The following is a 21,636-nucleotide window of genomic DNA, read 5'->3' as shown; positions in this document are numbered from 1 at the left end:
CGATAGTCTCGTCCGACATTACGGCCCCGTTCAAAGAGCTGCCATCAACCCGTTGAACGCTCCGCCTGCAAGGCGGCCCTCAGACCGCGCTTACCTGCCACCGTCATCTTCTGGCTTTGATCAACGAGTCCTGACCCTAGACATGCCGACAGACGAGCCTGGTAAGGCCGGAAGCCACCGAGCTACGTCCAGTGTCGAGGGAAGGACCCACTTTTGCACATTCACGCCCTTTCCGCCGCCTCCCGAAACCGGTCGTCCATTCACATTGATTTTGCCTTCAATGAGCCGTCAGCTTCTCGCTGACCCGGACCGGGGGGTGCCGAAACTCACAATTAATGAGTTGCTTGGCACCCCCTTAAACGGAGGTCTCTGAGGCTGAAACCCGAGCCTATCTAACGTACCCTGGCGCGAGGGCTTCGCTCGGGCAGATGCTCGATCTTGCACGAGCCTACCTCGCCGCCGCTTACGAACCGATGAATTACGATAGGCGGTTCGAAATAGCTGATATCGCCCGGCGCTTTTGTGCGCTCGAAAAGGAGCAAGCTTCCCGAAATGGGAGGCCGGCAGACGGCAAATATACAAAAATTGCATGAATATTAAAATCGGTACCGTACGGCAAATTGACGCCGCACTACGTTATTATCTCAGTCGTCAGGTGTGGTGATTCATAGATGCGATAAAGTTCGGCTGTTTTTTAATCAATGAAGTAAGCAAGTTCCTTCGCGAGCCGGCGCGCGAGCGGTTGGATCTGTGACGCTAGGTCGTAACGATGCTCGCGCCACGGGCAACTAAGCGCTGTATATCGCCCTCTCGGAAGCCATCTTCGGTTGGTTTCACGCTGATGAGCGCTGCGGTAATGGCACGCATATGACGAACTCTCCGCTCGAGCCGAACTACGAAGCGATCCTACATGCCGATTTGGGACCGTCTTAGGTTGGCCACGGATCAACGACGCCCTTGCGTTGTGCTGCGTCAAACACCGATAACGGACGATGAGCCATGACCATGCGTAGTATCACCAGACGGCATATCGGTGGCGAAGCCGAACCACTCATCGTCATCGATGGCTTTGTCAGCGATCCCGATGGGTTGCGCGCAGCGGCTGCTGAGGCCGCGTTCGTCCCCGCGGGGCAGCACTATCCCGGCATCCGCGCGGCCCTTCCCGATACGTATCTGCGCGATCAACTTCCCGTGGTCGCACGCGCCCTGGGGCGGGAGTTCGGACCATACCGCCGCATCCGCGTCGTCGATGCGCAATTCTCGATGGTCACGACCACGCCCGAAGCGCTCGATATTCGGCAACGCCTGCCCCATGTCGACGCGTACGGGCGCGACCGGATTGCGCTGATCCATTACCTCTCGCCGACGATCCGAGAAGGTACGGCGTTTTTCCGACATCGCAAGACCGGGTTCGAGACGATCGACGAGACGCGCGCGCCCGCATTTTTCGAGCACCTCGGCCACGAAGTCGCAGCGACGCCGCCCGACGGGTATATCGCCAGCGATACGGCGCTGTTCGAACGCACGGCGCTGGTCGATGCGGCCTATAATCGCGCTTTGCTGTATCGAAGCTACGTCCTGCACAGCGGCGCGATCGCACGCGATGCGCCACTATCCGCCGATCCAGCGGTTGGGCGACTGACGATCACCGCATTCCTCGCGATCGAATGAGGGCGGTTGAGCCACGGGTTCACTTGGCCTAACCCGGTCGCGCTACCGGACTGCGCCCGCACCACGCTGCGACGGTTCCGGAGCATATACTGGGGAGGCCAGCCTTGAACCACACGCGCCGGGCGTTTCTCGAAGGACTTGGCGGAACGGGTCTCGTCGCTGCGTTCCCAACCGCTGCCGCATCCGCAAGTCCAGCCTCGCCGGATTTCGGCCCCAACGTTTTTATCGTCGACCCCGCCATGCCAGCAGACGTCGTACAGACCCGCGTAGACGCCATCTTCCGCGAACAGGAACGCGCGCATTTCACGGACGCGCGTCATGCGATTCTCTTCAAGCCGGGGCGCTATTCGATCGACGTGAACGTCGGGTTCTTCACGCAAGTCGCAGGGCTTGGCCCTTTGCCCGGCGACGTCGCGATCGACGGGCACGTCCATGCCGAAGCGGACTGGGCAAAGGGCATGGCGCTCGTCAATTTCTGGCGCGGCGTAGAGAACCTTTCGGTGCGCCCCACCGATGGCGCGGATCGCTGGGCGGTGTCGCAGGCCGCACCTTATCGCCGCGTGCATCTAAACGGCGACCTAGCGCTGGACGATGGCGGCTGGTCGAGCGGCGGGTTCATGGCGGACTGCCAAATCGACGGAACCGTGCGCTCGGGTACGCAACAGCAATGGTTCACCCGCAACAGCCATATCGGCGGGTGGCGGGGATCGAACTGGAACATGATGTTCGCGGGCGTCGAGGGCGCCCCGCCGACGAGTTTCCCCGAGCCGCCTTATACCAGCCTGCAGACGGTGGCCTTGATAAGGGAGAAGCCTTTCCTGCACATCACGCGCTTAGGGGAATGGGCGGTCTTCGTCCCTGCCGTGCGACGCGACACGCGCGGGACGAGCTGGGCCGGCGGCGCACCCGCGGGCACGTCCATTCCGCTGTCCCGGTTCCTGATCGCCCATCCCGATACGCCCGTGTCGGCGATCAACGCGGCATTGGCCAAGGGAAAGCATCTTCTGCTCACCCCCGGTATCTACCGCATCCGCGAGCCGTTGCGAATCGAACATGCCGGAACGGTGGTGCTGGGTCTGGGACTGGCGACCCTGCTCGTCGAACAGGGTTCCGCGGCGATCGTCGTCGCGGACGTGCCGGGTGTCGCGATCGCCGGCCTGCTGATCGACGCCGGGCCGGTCGAAACGCCGGTACTTATCCAGGTCGGTCCCCGCGGTGCCAAGCACGACCACAGCCGCAACCCGACCCTGCTCGCCGACCTTTTCTTCCGGGTCGGCGGCGAGACTGTGGGCAAGGCGCAGACCTGCCTGGAGATCAACAGCCACCACGTGATCGGTGATCATCTCTGGATCTGGCGCGCCGACCACGGCAACCGCGATGGCGGACGCGTGCATGTCGGCTGGACCGAAAGCACCGCCGACCAGGGGCTCATCGTCAACGGTGACGACGTGACCATTCACGGCCTCTTCGTCGAGCATTTCCAGAAATACCAGGTGACGTGGAACGGCGAACGCGGCCGGACCAATTTCTACCAGTGCGAACTGCCCTATGACCCGCCGAACCAGGCCGCTTATAAGGCGGGAAAGACGCGAGGCTGGGCCGCGTACAAGGTCGCGGACACAGTCACGTCGCACGAGGCGACCGGCCTCGGCATCTACGCCAACTTTACCGCCGACCCCTCGATCGTGCTGGACAGCGCGATCGAGGCACCGCGGCGACCGGGCGTTCGCTTTGCCAGCATAACGACCATCTCGCTCGGCACCGGCCAGGGTACGATCGCGCATCTGGTCAACGATGCAGGCGCCGCCGCGCGACCGGGCGCGGTTCGCCAGACGCTGACACGCTATCCATGACGAAAAGGGCCATCCGATGATCCTGCTGCTACTCGCCGCGCAAGCCGCTACCCTGGGCGCGACCAATTACAGCGCCAGCGCGCCGATGGTCGCGCCCAAGGAAAAACCGAGCTTTGCCGACGAGTTCGACGGCAAGGCGGTCGACAAAACCAAATGGCGCTTCGACGTGTCGCGCAACACCGAAGGCTGGTATAATAACGAACGGCAATATTACGCAAAGGACCGCGTCGAAAACACCCGCATCGAAGACGGCGCGCTGGTAATCGAGGCCCGGCGCGAGACGTTGGACAGATCGAAGTTCGCCGATTGGGGCGGCCAGGCGTACACCTCCGCCAAGCTCGTCTCTCGCGAGCCCCGCGGCTACGGTTTTTACGAAGTCCGTGCGAAGCTGCCGTGCGGTCGCGGCAGCTGGCCGGCCATCTGGCTGCTGCCGTCAGGCGGCAAATGGCCCGACGAAGGCGAGATCGACGTAATGGAAATGGTCGGCTGGGATGCCGGCACCGTCCACGCGACTCTGCACACCGCCGCCTTCAATCACGTCAAGGGTACGCAGCGTGGCGCCCAGACACAGGTCGCAACGGCGTGCACCACATATCACCGCTATCAGCTCGACTGGCGGGCGGATGCAATCACCATCGGCGTCGATGGCCGCGCGGTCATGCGGGTCGCCAACAATCAGCCTGGCGGCAAGGCGGCTTGGCCGTTCACGCGTCCGTACGAACTGATCCTCAACCTCGCGGTCGGCGGCGACTGGGGTGGCCAGAAGGGAATCGACGACGCCGCCTTCCCGCAGCGCATGGCGGTCGATTACGTCCGCTACTGGCGCCGCTAGTGTCGGCCGCGCGCGGCGAGGATGATCCCGCCGCCGCACAGTGTCAGCGCCGCGAGCACGAGCATCACCGCATCGAAATCGGTCGGCGTCGCGAGCGCCCAGGTCAGCGTCGGCCCGAGCAGCCCCGGCAGCGTGTTGGTCAGATTTAGCAGTCCCAGGTCACGTCCGCGGTGCAGTGGGTTCGGCAGCAACTGCATGGCGAACGACGCGTGCAGCGCGAGGAACACCGACGCCCCCGCGGTATAGACGCAGAATGCGACCGCGCCGCTTGTAAAGTCATTGGCGAAGGCCATGCCACACAGTCCGGACGCAGCAACGATGGTGGTGGCGAACAGGAACGGCTTGGTCCGCCCGGAACGATCAGCCAGCCGTCCGACCAGGACCGCGATCGGCAGCGGCACGGTGTACCCGACGATCATCACCATCCCCATCCGCGCCGCGATACTGCCCGGCGCCACCGACGGGGCGATGCTTTCGAGATAGTAGAAGAGATAGACGAACAGCGCACTGCCAGCGACTTGCACGAACAGCCGTGCGCTCCACGCGAGCGCCAGATCCCGGCGCAGCACCGCCTCGATCGGCGATCTCGGATCGATTCGCGCGATCGGTTGCGCCGGTGTCAGCAACAGCGGAACGATGCAGCAGGCGACCACGACCGGCAAGATCGCAAGCCGCAGCGTCTCGTTCAGCGACGCGGTCGCCACCAGCAGCGCCGCCAAGGCAGACGCCACCGGACTCGCCATCGCGAGCAGGCCGCCGGCCAAGCCTTTCTGTGTATCCGGCACTTCGTCGGCCATGATCGCGAGCAGAGGCGCGAGCACCGCGTTAACCGCCACCTGGAACGCGACGACCGCGAGGATCAGCGCGATCGGCGTACTCGCGACAGCCATCGCGGCGTAGGCGATCGCGGTCGCCACGAAGCCCCCAGCCAGCCAGCCCCGGCGCCCCCCGCCCCGCGCGACCGATCGATCGCTCAGCCACCCGAACGCGATGTTCGACACGCTCGCCGCCAGAGCCCCCGTAACGACGATCACGGTAAGAACGTCGAGCCGCCCCGCACCCCCGATCGCGGTAACGACCGCGTCGACCTTGATCGGCAGCAACATTGTCAGCAGCGGGAGATAGCCGACGACCCCACCGACATAGGCAAGCGCGAAGACGAGCAGGAAACCGGTGGAGCGGCGGACGGGGGTGGGCAAGACGTCACGGGAAACGGGTAGACGCGCCATTCGTCCACCTATGCCGGTCCGAGCCGGACAGGCAACCGCGCTCATACCCGCTAATTACCGAGTCAGGATAATTTAGCGCGTTCCTTGTTCGTCCGCGAAGGCGGGAGCTCAGGCTAAATCCCCGCCTTCGCGAGGAAACATGCGTATCGAGGGCAAGCGTACGGTGACGGTTGCCAGTCTCTTCAATCCCCCCCGCCAGGGGGAGGTGGCGCTGAAAGTGACGGAGGGCGAGGACACGGAACGATAGTTCATCGCGTACCGCCCCCTCCGTCTGGCAAGCGCCAGCCACCTCCCCCTGGCGGGGGAGGATTTCGGACCCGGACAGAGAAAAGACTACGGCTTCATCGTCGCCGCATCGAGCGTGGTCGTAACAACCAACGCCCGGTCCTGCGCATCATGCGCGAGCGCCACCCGGTAAGCACCCCCCGCAATCCGCCAGCCGGGCAGCGTCGTGTCGTAATCGGCGACAATGCGCGGTTCGGCGGTCAGCGTGACTCGCCGCGTCTCCCCCGGCTTCAGCGTCACACGCGCAAAGCCCGCGAGCCGCATCGGCGTGGCCGAACCGTCGCGCGCGACGTACATCTGCGGGACGTCCGCCCCTGCCCGCTTGCCGGTGTTGGTGACCTCGAACGTGACGTTCAGCGATCGCCCGCCCGTCACTACCGGATTGCGATAGGCGAAACTGGTGTAGCTCAGCCCGTGCCCGAACGCGAAGAGCGGACGCTGCGCCTGCTTCTCGTACCAGCGATAGCCGACGTTCGCGCCTTCGACATAATCGACCGGAAAGCTCTCGAGCTGGAAGGTCGATGCGTTCGCGGGGTTTGCCGCGGCCTGCGCCTCGACCGACGTCAGCCGGTCCAGCCCGACCGGTGCAACGCGCGGCGCCTGCGATGCCGCGGCGGGGAAGGTGATCGGCAGCCGGCCGGACGGAGAGACCTTGCCCGTCAGGATGTCGGCGATCGCCTCGCCGCCACGCTGGCCCGGATACCAGGCCTGGAGCACCGCCGGGACGGATCCGATCCACGGCATCAGGACGGGCCCGCCGGTTTCGAGCACCGCGACCGTTCTCGGCTGGGCCTTGACGACCGCGGCGATCAGCGCATCCTGGTTATCGGGAAGCGACAAATTCGGTACGTCCTGCGCCTCGGTCGTCCACTGTGTCGCGAACACGATCGCGATGTCCGCCGTTCGCGCCGCAGCAGCCGCTGCCCCGACGTCCTTTCCGTCGACGAACGTCACGGTTGCACCCGGCAGCGCGGCCTGAAGCGCTTTCAGCGGCGACGACGCGTGATAGGTGTAGCGCGCGAACGACATCGCCGCGCCCGAGGTCAGCGGAATCTCGATCGGTGCGCCACCGACCGAGCGGACCTGGCTCGATCCGCCGCCCGACAGTACGCCGACATCTGCCCGCCCACCGATCACCACGATGCGCCTGGCTGTCCGCGCCACCGGCAACAGGTCGCCGTCATTCTTGAGCAGCACGATGCCCGCCTCCGCAGCGCGCTGCGCGACCTCGGCATGCGCGGCATAGGGCGGCACCTGCGCGGTAGCCGGGACCGGATTATCGTACGCGCCGGTCTCGATAAGCCCAGTCAGATAGCGCGCGATCATGTCGTCGAGCCGTGCGACCGGCACCGCGCCAGACTGGACCGCAGCCTTCAGCGGGGCAGCGAAATACATCGCCTTGTCGAGCTCCTGCCCCGATTGCTGGTCGAGCCCCGCATTCGCCGCCTTGGCGGTCGAATGCACCGCGCCCCAATCGCTCATCACCCAACCGCGATAGCCCCAGTCGCGCTTCAGCACGTCGGTCATCAGGTGTCGGTTCTCGCACGCCCAGTCGCCGTTGATCCTGTTATAGGCGCACATCACCGATCCCGGCCGCCCCTTTTCGATCGCGATCTGGAAGGCGAGCAGGTCGCTCATCCGCAGGCTCGCCTCGTCGAGCCGCGCGTCGACCACCATCCGCCCGGTCTCCTGCGCGTTGAGCGCAAGATGCTTCACGGTCGACACGATGTGGTTCGACTGCACCCCGGCGATATGCGCGCCAGCCATCTCCCCCGCCAGCAATGGGTCCTCGCCCAGATACTCGAAATTACGCCCGTTCCACGGGTCACGCGTCAGGTTCACGCCTCCCGCCAGCAGCACATTGAACCGCTTGGCGCGCGCCTCCGCGCCGATCATCGTGCCGCCCGCACGCGCGATCGCGACGTCGAAACTCGCCGCGGTCGCGAGGCTCGACGGTAGCGCGGTAGCGACGTCGCCCTTGCGTTGTTCGACCTGGTTCGCGACGCCGAGCGACGCATCGCTCTCTCGCACCAACGGGATGCCAAGCCGCGGAATGCCGTCGATATGCCCGGCCGACGGGATCAGTTCACTGGCGGTCTTGCCGGCGGCCATCGGTGGGAACAGCCCGTGCGCCAGCGCGATCTTCTCGTCGAGCGTCATCCGCGCGACGATAGCCCGGGCCCGCGCGCGCGCATCGGCACTGGCGACGATCGTGGTGCCGGGCTTGCCCGCATCCCGAGCATCGACAGCCCCTGCGAGTGCAAGCAGCGACGCCCCCAGCAGCATCCCGCGAAACCTGTTCGACATTCTTGCGTCCTTTCCCGATGCGGCGACCGCTCTCGAAGGCGGTCGTCCGGCGGCGTGTTGCGCCAGAGCCACTATCAACAGCATATTTTGAGAACGTTCACAACGGTAGCGCTACCGCGCTTGACACTATGTCATGCAGCGGGAAAGTGAACGTTCACGGGAAAGGCGCAGGTCATAGCGTCGTCTACAGGGGAGGATTACCATGCGTAGCTTCGCAGCTCGCTCGCTTTCGCGTTTCATCATCGGCACGTCCGCGTTGGCTCTGGTCGGCACGCCCGGTATCGCCATGGCGCAGGACGCGGCCGCAACCGTCGGCAATCCAGGGCCGTCGGACATCGCGCCACAGGCCGCCCCGACCGACCCCAACGCGACCACCGACGATATCGTCGTGACCGGCATCCGCGCATCGTTGCGTGAAGCGATCGACATCAAGCGCAACGGCCAGGGCGTGGTCGACGCGATCTCGTCCGAGGACATCGGCAAGTTCCCCGACACAAACCTCGCGGAGTCGCTCCAGCGCATCACCGGCGTGTCGATCGACCGCTCGAACGGCGAAGGCTCGACCGTCACCGTCCGCGGCTTCGGTCCCGAGTACAACCTCGTCACGCTGAACGGCCGCCAGATGCCGACCTCGACGCTCGGCGACGGCGCCAGCGCGCCCGCCTCGCGCTCGTTCGACTTCGCCAACCTCGCCTCCGAAGGCGTGGCCGCGGTCGAGGTCTACAAGACCGGTCGCGCCGCCATACCGTCGGGCGGCATCGGTTCGAGCATCAACATCCGCACCCCGCGCCCGCTCGACAAGCCGGGCACGCGCGGCAGCATCGCCGCAAAGGGCGTGCTCGACAGCTCGCGCAACGGCAAGGACCAGATCACGCCCGAAGTCTCGGGTATCCTGTCCACCACGTTCGCCGACGACCGCATCGGCGTGCTGTTCAGCGGCGCGTACCAGCGTCGCAAGGCGAGCAACAACTCGGCGAGCGTCGGCTTCCGCGATGGGTTCCTCGGTGCGGAGAACAACTGGGGCACGCTGGCGCAGCCCGGCACGCCCGGCGCCGCGAACATCACCAATCGCCCCGGTCCGACGGACGTTTACGAGATCCCGCAGAGCGCCGCCTACGACGTCATCGACATCGATCGCGAGCGCATCAACGGCCAGCTCGTGTTGCAGGCAAAGCCGACCGACACGCTGACCGCGACGCTCGACTTCACCTATTCGAGCAACAAGGTCGAGGTGCGCGACAGCAGCGTAGGGATCTGGTTCAACTTCGGCGACACGCGCAGCGCCTGGACCAATGGCCCCGCAGCAGGGCCGGTCTTCTATTCGGAGAATTTCGCGCCCGGCAAGGATCTGTCGTACAGCAGCTCGCTTACCGCAAACAAATCCGAGAACAAGTCGATCGGCGGCAACCTGACCTGGGAAGCGCCGGGCAACGTCACGATGTCGCTCGACGCGCATCACTCGACCGCGGTCTCAAAGCCGACCAACGATTACGGCAGCAGCACGTCGATTGGCGGCGCGATCTTTGGCGTCCAGTCGCAGACTGTGAACTTCGAGAACGACCTGCCGATCATCTCGTACCAGATGTATCCGGGGATCGACCCGCTCAACGCTGCGCTGATCACGCCGACCGGCAACGCGTTCCGCAACGCGTATTTCAAGGACGAGATCAACCAGCTCCAGCTGAAGGGTCATTACGACCACGACGGCGAGTTTCTCGACAGCATCGACTGGGGCTTCTCGTACGTCGACAACAAGGTCCGCTCGGCCTACGGCTTCATCCAGAACGAGACCTGGGGCGGCATCGATCCGCGCGGCGCCTCGTTCGGTGCGGCCGCGGTGCCCGACGATTTCTTCAACCTCACCAGCATCCCCGACAAGTTCAAGGGCGTCTCGGGGTCCGGCAATCCGGCGATCCCGCAGTCGATCTACACCTTCAATTTCGAGCAGATGGCCGAATTGCTGCGCGCGCAGTACAACATCTGCAGTGCGCCGCAGACCGGCGTCGCCGCGCCCGGCACCTGCCTTGCCAACTACACCAACGATCGCCGGATTCGCGAGCAGACGATCTCGCCGTATATCCAGTTCAACGGCAAGTTCGACGTGTTCGGTCGCCCGGCGCACATCATCGGCGGAGTCCGCTATGACGAGACGCAGGTGAACTCGTCCGCACTGGTGCCGATTCCGAACGGCACGCGCTGGACCGGCGCCAATGAATTCGCCCTCACATACGGCGCCAATTCGTTCACCTCGCTCAAGGGCAACTATCACAACTGGCTCCCCGCGGTCGATTTCGACATCGAACCGGTGCGCAACGTCAAGCTGCGCGCCTCGTACAGCCACACCATCACGCGCGCGGACTACGGCAGCCTGCAGGGTGGCCTGAACATCGATTCCAACCCGCGTATCGGCGGCGGCACGGGCAGCCAGGGCAACCCGAACCTTCTCCCCTTCAAATCGAAGAACATCGATCTGTCGGCGGAATGGTATTACGGGCCTGAGAGCTATGTCTCGGTCGGATACTTCACCAAGGACGTGAAGAACTTCATCGGCACGACTCAGCTCAACACGCCCGCGTTCAACCTCCGCAACCCAGGCTCGGGCCCGCGCTATCGCCAAGCGGTGGCGGCGCTGGGAACGACAGACAATCTGCGCGTGCGCGATTACATCCTGCGCAACTTCCCCGCCTCGTCGCAGGTTACGGGGACGAGCGATGCCGGCCTGTTGAACGGCAACATCTTCGGCCTACCCGAGGACGATCTGTTCAACTTCCAGCTGAGCCAGCCGTTCAACAGCGACCAGACCGCGAACATCAACGGCTGGGAATTCGCGATCCAGCACCGGCTGTGGGAAACCGGCTTCGGCGTCATCCTGAACTACACGATCGTCAACGGCGACGCGAAATACGACAACACGCTCGATCCCAACATCGGCCAGTTCGCGCTGACCGGGCTGAGCGACAGCGCCAACGCGGTCGGCTATTACGACAAGAACGGCATCCAGGCGCGCGTCGCGTATAACTGGCGCGGGCAATTTTATGCCGGGGGTGCGTTCGACCCGACCTATGTCGAGGCGTATGGCCAGGTCGATGCGAGCGCGAGTGTCCAGATGACCAAGGGGCTCGCGGTGTTCGCCGAAGCGATCAACCTCACCGGCCAGGGCCGCCGCGGGCATCGTCGCTCGGACAATTTCGTGACGTTCGCGCAACCGGGGTATGCACGCTACTCGGCAGGCCTCCGCTTCAACTTCTAAGGCGAACGATCCTCCCCCGCAAAGGGGAGGTGGCTGGCACTTGCCAGACGGAAAGGGAGGTAAGGGTAACAGCGGTTCCGTGTCCTCCCCCTCCGTCGCCTACGGCGCCACCTCCCCCTGGCGGGGGAAGATCGTGAGGTATGGACGGTCTCGAACTGCTCCGTCATCCTGACGTAAGTCAGGACCCAGAGCCAATGACGACCGTCTTCAGGTACCCTGGGTCCTGACTTTCGTCAGAATGACGGCCAAGGATGGCGCAACCGCCGCGGACGGAACGAGTTGGCACGCGCAGATAGGGAAACAGGAAACGGACGATGGCCACGAATACCGGCCCCGGAATCACGAGCGACCACCCGATCACGCACATCGTGATCGTCGGCGGCGGCACGGCCGGCTGGCTTACCGCCTGCCTGATCGGCGCGCGTGCCGATCGCGACACGGCGCGCCCGCTCTCCGTTACACTCGTCGAGTCCCCCGATGTCGCGACGATCGGCGTCGGTGAAGGCACATGGCCGACGATGCGTCGCACGCTCGAACGTATCGGCATCACCGAAACCGACTTCCTTCTCGCCTGCGATGCCGCGTTCAAGCAGGGCTCCCGGTTCGACGGCTGGCGCACGGGCGCGGCCGACGACAGCTATCTTCACCCCTTTACCGCCCCCGTCGACGGCGACCCGCGCGATCTCGTCTCGGCCTGGTCGGAGCATGGCGGGCGGTTCGCGGACATGGTCGGCGCGCAGGGCGCGATCTGCCATCACGACCTCGCACCACGCCAGCGGGCGATGCCCGATTATGCCGGCACGCTGAACTATGCCTACCATCTCGACGCCGGCAAGCTCGCGGCGCTGCTGACGCGTCACGCGACCGAGCGGCTCGGCGTCCGTCACGTCCGCGACCACGTCGTCGGCATCGACGGCACCGAGCACGGCGATATCGTCGCGGTCCGCACGCGCGCATCGGGCGCCATCGCCGGCGACCTTTTCGTGGACTGCACCGGCCACGCCGCACTGCTGATCGGCGACCATTACGGTGTCGCAACGATCGACCGCGACCGCGAACTGTTCAACGACCGCGCGCTCGCCGTGCAGATGCCCGTCGCGGCCGGCAGCCCGATCGCCTCTCAGACCAACGCCACCGCGCATGCCGCCGGCTGGATCTGGGACATCGGCCTGCCCACCCGGCGCGGCATCGGCTGCGTCTATTCCTCCGGGCATCTGAGCGACGATGCCGCGGCGGACACGCTTACGCGGCATATCCGCGCCACCGCGCCGGACGCGCCGGACGCGCCGCTGCCGACCTTCCGCCAGCTCAAGTTCCAGTCCCGCCACCGCGCGAAATTCTGGGAGCGCAACTGCCTCGCGGTCGGGCTCTCCGCCGGGTTCCTGGAGCCGCTCGAAGCCTCGGCGATCGTTTTGATCGAACTGTCGCTCGATGCGCTGCTCGATAATTTCCCCAGTCACCGCGGCGCGATGGACATCCAAGCGACCCGCTTCAACACGCTGTTCCGCTATCGCTGGGACCGGATCGTCGAGTTCCTCAAGCTACATTACGTGCTCAGCGAACGCGACGAACCCTATTGGCGCGATCACCGCGACGCCGCCTCTATCCCCCCGCGCCTCGTCGAACTGCTGGCGCTGTGGCGGCACCAGCCACCGTCGCGCGCCGATTTCCCGATGATCGACGAGATCTTCCCCGCCGCGAGCTATCAGTATGTCTTGTACGGCATGGGCTTTCCGCCGCCGACCCGCGGACCGATCGCGACGGCGGACCGGGCGCGCACGGAAACCTTGCTCGCACAGATCGATCAGCGCAGGCGTATGCTGGCTGCCGGCCTGCCGAGCAATCGTGCGTATCTCGACGCCCTGCGGCATACGACTGCTCCTGCGATGGAATTATCAGCCTGATGTCCGACCACGTCATCCTCACCGCCGACGACCACCGCGACCTGCGCATCCGCACCGAGCGCACGCCCGAGCTCGGCGACGCGGTGATGACCTGCATCACCGTCCCCAGCGAGTTTCGCCGCGTCCAAACGCACTATCCTATCCTGTTCCAGCTCGACCAGACGCGCGACAGCTTTACCGCGCTGGCAATGTTCGGGTTCGAGCCCGGCGAGAACCTGTTCCTGACCGACGCCGGATGGGACGCGAGCTATCGCCCGCTCGCGATCGACAGCCAGCCGTTCCTGGTGGGGCGCGGCGCGGGCGACGTCCGCCAGGTCCACCTCGACATGGCCAGCCCCCGTATCGGCGCCCGCGAAGGCACGCGCGTGTTCGACGATACCGGGCGGCCGACGCCGTATCTCGAACGGATCGCCGATCAGCTCCGCGCACTCGACACCGACTATGTCGCGTCCGCAGACTTCTTCGCCACGTTGCGCCGCTACGAATTGCTCGAACCGCTGACGATGGACGTCACGCTCGACGATGGCTCGAAGAACCGGCTGGTCGGCTATCACGTCATCGACGAGGATCGACTGGTCGCGCTCGACGATGCCGCGGTCGCCGACCTGCACGCCGCGGGGTACCTGATGCCGATCTTCATGGCGCTCGCGTCGCTCGGCAATATCGGCGACCTGATCGCGCGAAAGAACCGGCGGATGACGCGTGGCTGACGCCGATCCCGGTATCTTTGCGACCATGCCGCGCATCCGCGAGATCGAGATCCGCGATCCCGCAGACTTGGACGTGCATCTGCGCGCAGCGACCACGCCGTTCATTGGCCGTGGGTTGATCGCGGATTGGCCTATGGTGCGCGCGGGACTGCAATCGTCGCGAGCGGCACGCGACTATATCCAGGGCCACGCCCGCGACCTGCCCTTCGCGGTCTCCGTCGCGATGCCCGACAGCGGCGGGCGACTGTTCTACGACGCCGCGCACGCGATGAACTTCCAGATGCTGCGCGCGAAACTGCCCGAGATCTTCGCACGGATCGACGCCAACGAAGGCGTGGCCAACGCGCATGCCATCTATCTCGCGTCGATCGACATGCACCAATTCTTCGTCGGGCTGCACGAGGCGAACCATGTCGCGCTGGGCGTCCGCACGCCGCTCGCCAGTATCTGGATGGGCACCCGGACGCGGATCGCCGCGCATAACGACGTGCCCGACAATCTCGCCTGCGTCGCGGTCGGGCGACGCCGCTTCACGGTCTTCCCGCGCGACCAGTTCCGCAATCTCTACCTCGGCCCGGTCGACAACACGCCGGCCGGGCGCGCGGTCAGCATGGTCGATTTCCACGATCCGGACTTCGCCGCACACCCCCGTTTCCGACAGGCGCTGGAGCACGGCCAGGTCGCGGAACTGGAGGCTGGCGACGCGCTCTACATTCCCGCGATGTGGTGGCATCATGTCGAGGGGCTGTCCGACTTCAACGTGCTGGTGAATTACTGGTGGCGCGAGACGCCGCGGTGGCTCGGCCAGCCGCAGGATGCGCTCAACCACGCGATGCTGGCGATCCGCGACCTGCCCGCGGACGAGAAGGCGCATTGGCGCGAGATGTTCGACCAGTATGTCTTCGCCAACGGTCCCGACGTCACGGACCATATTCCCGAGGCGGCGCGCGGCGTGCTCGCGCCGCTCACCGCCGACACCGCGGGTCGCCTCCGCGCCTTCCTCCTGAGAGCGCTCAGCCGATGACCGAACACCCTATACGCCGCGTCGTAATCGCCGGGGGCGGCACCGCCGGCTGGATGGCCGCCGCCGCGATCGCGCGCACGATGGGCAGCACGATCGAGCTGACGCTGGTCGAATCCGATGCGATCGGCACGGTCGGCGTCGGCGAATCGACGATCCCGCCGATGATCACCTTCAACCGCCTGCTCGGGATCAACGAAGCCGAGTTCATGCGCGAGACGCAGGCGACGTTCAAACTCGGCATCCTGTTCGACGACTGGAAGGATCGTGGCGAGCGCTATTTCCACTCGTTCGGGATCACCGGCAAGGATCACTGGTCCGCGGGCTTCCAGCATTTCTGGCTGCACGGCCTGACCAAGGGTCACGCGCAGCCCTACGACGATTACTGTCTCGAGCTGCGTGCTGCGTTGCAGGGCAAATTCGCGCATCTGCCCGACGACCGGATGAACTATGCGTACCAGCTCGATTCGACGCGCTACGCCAAGTTCCTCCGGAAGATGGCGGAGGCCGACGGCACGCGCCGCCTCGAAGGCAGGATCGCGCAGGTCGAGCTGAACGGTGAGAGCGGTGACATCGCCGCGCTGGTGCTCGAGTCCGGCGCGCGGATCGAGGGCGACCTGTTCCTCGACTGCACGGGGTTTCGCGCGTTGCTGATCGAAGGCGCGCTGCACGCCGGGTTCGATGACTGGACGCATTACCTGCCGTGTGATTCCGCGATCGCGATTCAGACCGAGAGCGTGCGGCCTGCCTTGCCCTATACGCGGGCAATGGCGCATGATGCGGGCTGGCAGTGGCGCATCCCGCTCCAGCATCGCACCGGCAACGGCATCGTCTATTGCAGCCGTTATCTCGACCGCGACGCAGCGCTCGACCGGCTGCTCGCCAATATCGAGGGCAAGACGCTGACGGAGCCGAACGTGATCCGTTTCGTGACCGGCGCGCGGCGGCAGCAATGGCATCGCAACTGCATCGCGATTGGGCTGTCGGGCGGGTTCATGGAGCCGCTGGAATCGACCAGCATTCACCTGATCCAGCGTGCCGTACTGCGGTTGCTGCGGCTGTTCCCGTCGAGCCCAGTCAGCCCCCGCGACGTCGCCGAGTTCAACGACCAGCAGCATACCGACATGCTGCAGATCCGCGATTTCCTGATCCTGCACTACAAGGCGACGAACCGCCGCGACAGCGCGTTCTGGCGGCAATGCGCGGCGATGCCGATCCCCGCCTCGCTCGAACACAAGATAGAGCTATTCCGCGAAACCGGCCGCGTGTTCCGCAAGAACGAGGAGCTGTTCGCGGAGAACAGCTGGGTGCAGGTGATGCTCGGCCAGGGCATCGTCCCGCGGAGCTATCACCCGATCGCGACCAAGCTGCGCGACGACGAACTGGCGCGGCTGCTCGGCGGCCTGCGCGACGGCACCAACGCGACCGTCGCCGGGTTGCCCGAGCATGCCGAGTACGTCGCGCGCTACTGCGGCGCCGCACCCGCCCCCTCACCCGTCCTCGCAGCCTGAGTTCAGACGCATGGCACGGCGGCGTCAGGCGGTAACGATCAAGCATGTCGCGGCTGATGCTGGTGTCTCGCTGCAGACTGTCAGCCGCGTGGTGAACAAGGAAACGGGTGTCCGGCCCGAGATGATGCAACGCGTCCAGGCATCGATCGACAAGCTCGGCTATGTCCCGTCGATCGCCGCGCAACGCATGGGCGGATCACGCTCGTACCTGATCCTCGCGCTCAACGACCGCGAGCGAACCATCGCCGACTGGCGCGCGCGGCAAGGGACCGACTGGTTCGACCAGATGATGCTCGGCGGGATGCTGACCTGCGCCGAACACGGCTATCGCCTGATCGTTGAGCTCGTCGACACGCATAGCGACCATATCGAGCGCGAGTTGCTGGCCGCGATCGCCGCACTGCAACCCGATGGCGTGATCCTGACGCCCCCGCATTCGGGCAATCCGCTGATCATCAACCTGCTCGAGGCACACGGCATCAGCTTCGCACGGATCGGCTCGCTGACCGACGGGCCTGGCATCCGACTGATCATGGACGACACGCGAGCGGCACGGATCGCGACCGAGCATCTGCTCGACCTCGGCCACCGGCGGATCGGCTTTATCGCCGGGCCGGCGGAATATGAGCTGAGCGCGTGGCGGGTCGACGGCTGGCGTGCGGCGATGCAGGCGGCTGGCCTGGCGACGGACGATCTGCTGGCGATCGGCGACTTCAGCCACGCCTCTGGTCGCGCCGCGGCATCGGAACTCCTGACGCTGAACGAGCCGCCGACCGCGATCATCGCGAGCAACGATCAGATGACGCTAGCGACGCTCGAACTCGCGCGCGAGCGTACCCTCGCCGTGCCAGGGGACCTATCTCTGATCAGCTTCGACGATACCCCGATCATCCGCTTGGCGCATCCGTCGCTGACCGCCATCGTCCAGCCGATCGCCGAAGTCACCGCGCTGGCCGTCAACCTCATCATCGCCGACCACGTCAACGGCCCAACGACCGCCACCCCGGTTACGGTACCCGCGAGGATGACCGTTCGCGAGTCCACCGCATCGATTTTTGGCGGAAAAGGAAACACCTGATCAAAGACATAGCTCAATAGGTCGTCGTGACCAGCGGATCCGAAGAACGCGCTGGGTCTGGAGCCGGATTCAATCATTAAATCCGCTCCGCCGTATGAACGAACGTCCGCTCAGGCCACGGTTCGCTCGAAAGCGGCCATTCTGCTTTCCACCACCGGGCTTCCGCTCTTCGTTCTCACTGCGCCCCGATCAGGTTGATCCGATTGCCAAGATGGCGGAACGCGCGGTCACGGCAGGTCAGCAGAATGACCTGCATTCGCGTTGCCGCATCGGTCAGGATCTCGGTCATCAGATCCAAGCGGGCATCATCGGAATAGACCAGCGGGTCGTCGAGAATCAACGACACCGGTACACCTTGCTCGAGTAGCATGTCAGCGAAAGCTAGCCGAGTGAGCACCGCCAATTGCTCCTGCGTTCCTCGCGAAAGATCGCCGCAAATCTCGCCCAGACCACCACGCGTGATCGACGTCAGGCCCAGATCATCCCCAAAGCTCGGATCGCAACCGGGCAGTAGCCGTTCGATGTGCCGACGCGCACGCCGCGCAACCGGCCCGACGAACGTCCTTGAGGTCTCTGCTCGCGCCCCTTCCAGCGTGTCGCGAAGCAGCTTCAACGTTTCCGCCTCCTGCGTCACGCGCGCCAGGTTGGCGGCCGCGGCATCTGCTTCTTCTCGCGCAGCAGCAGCGCGGTCCGCCAGCCCCTTGCCGCCTTCCGCCTCGATCCGCGCCTCGAGCCCGGCGACCGCCTTCTCCAGATCGATCCGCTGCGTCCGGGCGACCTCGACACGTTTGTCCAACACCCCGATCTGGCGTTCGATCGCCGCTACATCATGGGCTGTCGCAGCACGTTCGGCGTCCTGCAGACTAACCAGCGCTGCCGCTTCCCGTTGACGCGCCTCCAGCAGAGCCTCATCCAAGCGAGCTACCTCAGGCTTGCCCTCCAGAGCAGCGAGCTGCGCTACGGCGTTTGCAGCATCACGCTCGGCACCAGCCGCCTGGACCATCAGCGGCGCATTGCGTGCTTCCAGTTCGCGCAGTTGCGCCGACGCCACCTCATCGACACCCTCCGCCCTTGCGAGCGCTGAATCCGCCTCCGCCGCGATCACCGTCAATGCGTTGACGTCTGGTTCCTCGCCCCCCTCCCCTTCCGCGCTTTCCGGCAATCCTGTTATGAATGTCTTCAGGGCCGAAGCACCGGCCGCGATACCGAGCAACGGCACGGCCGGAGTGATCCCGACGATCCGTGCTTCGAGCGTGCGAACGTTGGCGACAGCATCACGCGCGACTTCGTTACGTGACCGCGCATCAGCGACACTCGTGACCCCGTGGTCAGTCAAGGCGGCGCCCAGATCATCGCGGGCATTGGCGAGCGCCGTTTCGGCGCTTTGCAGCCCCGCTGGCGGTCGGATGATCAGCTCAGCGCCATCAAACTGGATGCGCGTCTCACGCGATAGCGTTCGGTCACCCGGCTCAGCCGGCATTCCGTCGATCCGAACACCGCTGACATCGCCCGCGAACTCGATCCGGGTCGCGCCCGCCTCGACCGCCGCGCGCGCCTTGTCGACGCCACGTTCGCGTTCCTCCAGCGTCTTGATGACGCTGGGTGGGATCACGGTCGCACCAAGTTCGCGGGCTGCCTGCAGTTCGGCTTCGAGGGGAAGCAGCTCGGCGTGCCGATGGCGTACCCGGGCGATCTCGACATGACGTGCTCGTGCGGCAACCAACTTGGTGGCCCCCTCGAGCCCCGCGTGCGCCTTGCGCCGGTTGTCGCGGGCGGTCGCCAGCCGATCACGCGCCGTACCCGCTCGCTCACGCGTGCTGGTCAATTCCTCTTCCAGGCCGGATCGTTTCTCACGAGCCTTGCTTAGCGCTGCGGCCGTGTCAGTGACGGCCTTCCGAGCATCGGTGAGACGCGCGGTAAGATCCTCCAGTCCCTTGACCTGATCAGCAAGGCGGCCTTGCTCGGCCAGTCGGGTATCGCGCAACTGCGCCGCGGACCGCGCCACGTCGATCTGACCAACCAGAACCTTTCGCCGATCTGCGTCGGTCGTATCGGCAAGATCACGGTCCAACACCTTCAGCCTGGCGCGAGCTGCCTCGAGATCAGAGAAGCCCTGTTCAAGGGCGGCGAGCCGGGTGGCGGCTTCGGTCGCAGCGCTCTCGGCAGCGTCATGCTCGGTACGTGCTGTCGTCTGGCGACCGCTAGGCCGGCCGGTGGTGGTCCAATAGTCTGCGAACTGGCTGTCGATCCGAGGCCGGACACGCTGGTAGGCTGCGCCGCCCATGATCGTGCCAACCTCAGCCTCTAGCGTCGTACGCACGCTATCGCGGACGATGTCGCCCGGGGCGGTGACTTCGAGCGCCTGCGCCTGCCCTACCCAAAGCAGCCCCAGCGCACCGTGTGCGGCCGCGTCGCCGGCTTGGCTCGTGTCACGCCGCGCGCCGAGCAATGCCTGCAGCTGGGCTTCGGCATCTTCGCCTTGTGCCCGGCCGTTTGGCCCACGGACCTCGACTGACGCACCTTTCAGGAAGCGCTTGTTGACCTGCCACTCTTCGCCTCTGGCCTCGAAGCCGATCTCGATCTGCGGCGCTACGGCTTCACCGTGCGGCGCATAGCTGCGCGCCAGGCGGTTGGCTGTGTTGTGCCGAATGAAGAAGGCCGCGCGCATGGCTTCCAGCAGTGTCGACTTACCAGTCTCGTTGGGCTCGATGATGACGTTCAAGCCGTCGGTGAGCCCATCGAGAACGAAAGGATCACGGAACTTGCGGAAGTTGGACAGCGCGATGCGCCGGATCTTGAGGCTCATGGTGCGTCCTGTCCGCGCTGATATTCTACAAACAGGCGTTCGAGCGCCCGCTTGGCCGTGACGGCGTCGGCAGCCCCCGCCTCGATCATGCCCATCAGTTTTGCCGCGGCCGTTCCTATCATCCCTTCGACCTGCAGATCGGCCATATCCTCCTCGCTCGGCCGACCGACCAGATCGTCTGCCGCAACCGCCAGATGGCGCAGACGATGGCGCAGGTCATTGTCGAGCCTGCCAAGGATCGCGATCCGGTCGGAGAGGCTGACGATCCCGGCCAACGACAGCTGCAGGAGCGTTGCCGACGGTTCGATCGGACCGAGCAGCCGGTCGCACTCGGCGGCAAAGCCGTCCGCGTCCGGGATCGTCCAATCCCGCATTAGCCATTGGAACCTGCCCGTGCGGATTGGTGACACGACCGGCTCAACGCCTGGCTCAAGCGTTACGAGCAGCACATATCCCGGTTCGTCGCGCTGGAAGCGATCTGTTTCCGGTGTGCCGGAATACCAGGTTCGTGAATCGACCCGCAGCGCTCCGTGCCAGTCACCGAGCGCCAGATAGTCCAGGCTGGAGCGCTGTGCGCGATCGGGAGCGATCTGGTTTTGCGCCTCACCGCGCGACGAAAAATCACGGATCGAACCATGGGCCAAGCCGATGCGCAGTGTCGCGCCCGGCGTCTCCATGGTGTCGAACAGGGCCGTTGGATCATCGAGGTTGTGCCGGTGCGTCAGCGGTGCTGGCAGGAGCCAGTGTCCGGGATCCAGCTCGCACGGCACGGGCTCCGTGACGATCCGGATGTTCGCCGCCCCCTTGGCGCGAACACGGTCCCACAGACCACTGTTACGGGCAAAGTCGTGATTGCCGGGGAGCAGCCACCACGTGCAGGCATATCGCTGCATCCGCGACACTGCCTGCACAATGACGCGATCTTCGGGACCCTCGGTATCGAACACGTCTCCGGCGACCAGAACATGCGCGGCACCATGCTCGACCGCTGCCTTGCCGATCGCATCGATCGCGTCGAAGCGCGCTTCGCTGAGCGCTGCGCGGACTTCGCTGTCGAAGCGACCGTACGGCTTGCCCAGCTGCCAGTCTGCGGTGTGGATTAAGCGTAGCATAGGGCTCTCTCGGTAACTTCTGACCCACGTGTCGAACGCTGCCGCCACTTTGCCATACTGCTGGCAA

Annotated in this window: 13 protein-coding genes; 9 read left to right on the top strand and 4 right to left on the bottom strand. The window is 65.2% G+C overall.

The window, feature by feature from the left end; all coding sequences use genetic code 11:
* Window positions 1-1,005: 1,005 nt before the first annotated feature.
* From C8J42_RS18910 to C8J42_RS18900, 3 genes are all read left to right on the top strand, one after another.
* Window positions 1,006-1,671, top strand: coding sequence for a DUF6445 family protein (locus C8J42_RS18910; RefSeq protein ID WP_243644621.1), 666 nt, complete (start codon window positions 1,006-1,008; stop codon window positions 1,669-1,671).
* Between the two features lie 239 nt (window positions 1,672-1,910).
* The gene (locus tag C8J42_RS18905; protein ID WP_133021374.1) at window positions 1,911-3,524 is read left to right on the top strand and encodes an adenylyl cyclase; all 1,614 of its coding nucleotides are present in this window, start codon (window positions 1,911-1,913) and stop codon (window positions 3,522-3,524) included.
* 16 nt (window positions 3,525-3,540) lie between these two features.
* Window positions 3,541-4,356 (top strand): glycoside hydrolase family 16 protein, encoded by an 816-nt coding sequence (locus C8J42_RS18900; RefSeq protein WP_133021373.1) that lies wholly within the window; start codon window positions 3,541-3,543, stop codon window positions 4,354-4,356.
* Here the strand turns inward: C8J42_RS18900 and C8J42_RS18895 are convergent.
* Together C8J42_RS18895 and C8J42_RS18890 are read right to left on the bottom strand one after the other, a co-directional pair.
* Complete coding sequence (locus tag C8J42_RS18895) at window positions 4,353-5,585, bottom strand: MFS transporter (RefSeq protein ID WP_133021372.1); 1,233 nt, start codon at window positions 5,583-5,585, stop codon at window positions 4,353-4,355. The genes C8J42_RS18900 and C8J42_RS18895 overlap by 4 nt on opposite strands.
* Before the next feature lie 333 nt (window positions 5,586-5,918).
* Window positions 5,919-8,177, bottom strand: a complete 2,259-nt coding sequence (locus tag C8J42_RS18890) for a beta-glucosidase (protein ID WP_133021371.1) — start codon at window positions 8,175-8,177, stop codon at window positions 5,919-5,921.
* Window positions 8,178-8,379: 202 nt separating this feature from the next.
* On the opposite strand from C8J42_RS18890, the gene C8J42_RS18885 reads away from it, so the two are divergent.
* The 6 genes from C8J42_RS18885 to C8J42_RS18860 all read left to right on the top strand — a co-directional run bounded on the left by C8J42_RS18885 (window position 8,380) and on the right by C8J42_RS18860 (window position 17,651).
* Window positions 8,380-11,427 carry a TonB-dependent receptor gene (locus C8J42_RS18885; RefSeq protein WP_133021370.1) on the top strand — a complete coding sequence of 1,016 codons (3,048 nt, stop codon included), beginning with the start codon at window positions 8,380-8,382 and terminating at the stop codon, window positions 11,425-11,427.
* A gap of 314 nt (window positions 11,428-11,741) precedes the next feature.
* Window positions 11,742-13,331, top strand: a complete 1,590-nt coding sequence (locus C8J42_RS18880) for a tryptophan halogenase family protein (RefSeq protein WP_133021369.1) — start codon at window positions 11,742-11,744, stop codon at window positions 13,329-13,331.
* Window positions 13,331-14,041, top strand: coding sequence for a SapC family protein (locus tag C8J42_RS18875; protein WP_133021368.1), 711 nt, complete (start codon window positions 13,331-13,333; stop codon window positions 14,039-14,041). The genes C8J42_RS18880 and C8J42_RS18875 overlap by 1 nt, the downstream gene beginning before the upstream one ends.
* Entirely contained in the window at window positions 14,034-15,065 is a 1,032-nt protein-coding gene (locus C8J42_RS18870) for a cupin-like domain-containing protein (protein WP_133021367.1), read from the top strand. Before C8J42_RS18875 ends, C8J42_RS18870 begins: the two co-directional genes overlap by 8 nt.
* Complete coding sequence (locus C8J42_RS18865; RefSeq protein ID WP_133021366.1) at window positions 15,062-16,573, top strand: tryptophan halogenase family protein; 1,512 nt, start codon at window positions 15,062-15,064, stop codon at window positions 16,571-16,573. Before C8J42_RS18870 ends, C8J42_RS18865 begins: the two co-directional genes overlap by 4 nt.
* Window positions 16,574-16,583: 10 nt before the next feature.
* On the top strand, window positions 16,584-17,651 hold the full coding sequence (locus tag C8J42_RS18860; protein WP_056059918.1) for a LacI family DNA-binding transcriptional regulator: 1,068 nt from the start codon (window positions 16,584-16,586) through the stop codon (window positions 17,649-17,651).
* Between the two features lie 175 nt (window positions 17,652-17,826).
* Here C8J42_RS18860 and C8J42_RS18855 read toward each other — a convergent pair whose 3' ends face one another.
* Together C8J42_RS18855 and C8J42_RS18850 are read right to left on the bottom strand one after the other, a co-directional pair.
* On the bottom strand, window positions 17,827-20,457 hold the full coding sequence (locus tag C8J42_RS18855) for an AAA family ATPase (protein ID WP_133021365.1): 2,631 nt from the start codon (window positions 20,455-20,457) through the stop codon (window positions 17,827-17,829).
* A complete protein-coding gene (locus C8J42_RS18850) occupies window positions 20,454-21,569 on the bottom strand; it encodes a DNA repair exonuclease (RefSeq protein ID WP_133021364.1) in 1,116 nt (371 codons plus the stop codon). The genes C8J42_RS18855 and C8J42_RS18850 overlap by 4 nt, the downstream gene beginning before the upstream one ends.
* Window positions 21,570-21,636: the final 67 nt, after the last annotated feature.

This window comes from Sphingomonas sp. PP-CE-1A-559, assembly GCF_004340965.1.
Taxonomy (GTDB): domain Bacteria; phylum Pseudomonadota; class Alphaproteobacteria; order Sphingomonadales; family Sphingomonadaceae; genus Sphingomonas.
Note: the sequence above shows the minus strand (reverse complement) of the source record. Positions and strands in the feature narration are given on the sequence as shown.